This is a genomic window from Wolbachia endosymbiont of Litomosoides brasiliensis (assembly GCF_013366805.1).
In the GTDB taxonomy this organism is placed as follows: Bacteria; Pseudomonadota; Alphaproteobacteria; order Rickettsiales; family Anaplasmataceae; genus Wolbachia.
The window spans coordinates 1-2,468 of the sequence record NZ_WQMO01000040.1 but is presented as its reverse complement, the minus strand read 5'-3'; the positions used below and the strand labels follow the sequence as shown (position 1 = coordinate 2,468).

At 32.1% G+C, this 2,468-nt stretch carries 3 protein-coding genes and 1 pseudogene; 1 reads left to right on the top strand and 3 read right to left on the bottom strand.

What is annotated here, in order from left to right:
• Nucleotides 1–405: 405 nt before the first annotated feature.
• Nucleotides 406–507, top strand: a complete 102-nt coding sequence (locus GO684_RS05845) for a transposase (RefSeq protein ID WP_369408533.1) — start codon at nt 406–408, stop codon at nt 505–507.
• A 416-nt stretch (nt 508–923) separates the two neighbouring features.
• On the opposite strand, the gene grxD is transcribed toward GO684_RS05845, so the two are convergent.
• The 3 genes and pseudogenes from grxD to GO684_RS04930 form a co-directional block, all read right to left on the bottom strand.
• On the bottom strand, nt 924–1,244 hold the full coding sequence (gene grxD, locus GO684_RS04935; protein ID WP_175939414.1) for a Grx4 family monothiol glutaredoxin: 321 nt from the start codon (nt 1,242–1,244) through the stop codon (nt 924–926).
• Nucleotides 1,245–1,260: 16 nt separating this feature from the next.
• A pseudogene (locus GO684_RS05440) lies at nt 1,261–1,483 on the bottom strand (BolA/IbaG family iron-sulfur metabolism protein).
• A 662-nt stretch (nt 1,484–2,145) separates the two neighbouring features.
• Complete coding sequence (locus GO684_RS04930; RefSeq protein ID WP_175939413.1) at nt 2,146–2,415, bottom strand: hypothetical protein; 270 nt, start codon at nt 2,413–2,415, stop codon at nt 2,146–2,148.
• Nucleotides 2,416–2,468: the final 53 nt, after the last annotated feature.

Here is a 2,468-nt window from a genome sequence, read left to right as displayed (position 1 = left end):
AAATGAAGTTTTCATATATTACGCCAAAACCAATTTACAATAAACAGGATAAAAGTAGACAGGAAGAGTTAAAAAAACTTAATGAGACTATTGGTAAGTATCTGAAAAAAAGTTACTCATCTTTGATGAATTGCAGTTTGGCACACATTTGAAAGTTGGACACAGGTGGTTTAAAAAGGGTGTTAGAACGCAGGTTAAAGTAAACTAGGTAGACAAAATTTTTATCTCTATAGTGCAGTTAATTCCAGAAACGGAGAGAGTTCTAGCTCATTTGCACTAAATGTCAACATTGATTACATGAATGTATTTCTTGAATAAATATCATAATATCTAAAAACACAAGAAGCCCTTTTTACCATGGATTATGCTAGTCAGCTAAGTTAAAATTTTAAGGTATCTAAAAATATCGAGATTATATACCTACCATCATACTCACCTGAGTTCAATCTTATTGAGAGACTTTGGTTGTATATAAAACAGAACATTTTACGTAATCAAAGTTTATGATACAATTGCTTTGCTTGAGAGCGCTCTGTGCAAATTTATTCCTCTCTTTTTCATTCCGCAATGAAACAACTCTGCAATATCACTTATTTGACTTATTAATATTGAGAATTAGCATAATAATGAAATGGTATTTTTGCAAAGACTAACTGCTAATGTAAAGCTGCTTTCAGGCAAAAGATTTGCATATAAAATCTTTTTTCGGCTTTTAGCTTAATGATGAAGGTGCTCTTGGAGCAAATTTTTGATGACAATAATCATGTAGTATTTACACCAATAGAAAATGTTGACCGTGAGAACGATGGAGCTTGGATAACGACAAGCGGCAAAATAACCCTATAAATTAATAGCATTAAGCCACTCATTTGTTAAACCTGGTAACACGGTCTAGCCTTCTGAAGCTCAAGTTTTTTGAAGTTTTATTCAGCAATCTTCTCTTCTTTCAGCAAACTCTGTAGCTCTCCCTTTTCATACATCTCGCGAGTGATATCACAGCCACCAATAAACTTTCCCTTTATGTATAGTTGTGGAATTGTCGGCCAATCAGAAAACTTTTTTATAGACTGACGTGTCTCATCATTTTCTAAAACATCGATATACTTAAACTTCACATTTAATTTCTTGAGAATTGATACAACAAGCCCAGAGAACCCACATTGAGGAAAATCGGATGTACCTTTCATGTATAACACCACATCATTTTCTGCTATGTCTTTTTTTATTTGTTCGAAATTGTTCATAAATATTACCTTAATTTTAAATACTAGTTTCTAATTGCAATGCATGTATAGACTGACATCCTCTAAGTCCTTAATTATACCACCCTGTGCTGTTTTATTTTCGTCTTTTCAAAAAAGCACTTGGAGGTTATTATTAAAATAATAATGATCATCATCTCTAGCAAGGTCATTAATCTTTATGTCAGTGTCAGGGAATAATTGCCTAATGACTCCTCTAATTTATGAATTGCAATAACCATTAATTTATCTTAAGTTACAATACTTTTATTATAAACCCAAAACAACTATATGCAATTGAATTATCGGTTACATAGTTACTAACACCAATTCTCACCATACAAAGAACGGATAGACAATAATGGAAAAGAAGCCACACTGAAGTAAGTAAAATAGCAAGATTTAAACGACATTAAAATCAAAATTATTGAATGAAAAAACGTGTAATCAGCAAAAGAAACGCTGAAGAAAATATGAAATAACACATATATGTAAAAGAACCAAATGCTGTAATTACAGCAAAAAAGCACAGTATAACAGCCGTAGCAAAAATACGTTGCATTTCAGAACAGCATTAACTACATAGATAAAGTACCTAATACTAATTCCCATTGTTAATAAGCTAAATAAGCAACATTGCAGAGAGTTGTTCTATTATGGAGTGAGGAAAAGAAGCAATAAATCTGTATAAAGCGCCCTTAAGCAAAGCAATTGTATTATTGCCTTTACTATGAAAATACTCTGTTTTATATATAACCAAAGCCTCTCAATAGGAGTGAGCTCGGGCAAGTATGGTGGTAGGTACAATCTCGATATTTTTAGGTACCTCTAAATTTTTTGATTCATGCCAACTAGCACAATCTATGATAAGAAAGGCTTTTCGTGTTCTTAAATATTGCAACATCTATTCAAGAAATATATCCATACAATCAGTATTGACATTTAATGCAAATAAGCTAGGACTCTCTCCATTTCTAGGATCAACTACACTGTAGAGATAAAATTTTTGTATACCTAATTTTACTTTAACCCGTGTTCTAGCGCCCTTTTTAAACCATCCATGCCTAACTCTTGAATGCATGCCAAACCGAGATTCATCAAATAAAAATGACTTCCTGTTCAAGATACTTATCAATAGCCTCATTAAGTTTTCTTTAAAACTCTTCCTATCCATCTTTAATCTTGCTCATTATAATGGTCTTGGCGTAATATATGAAAACTTCATTC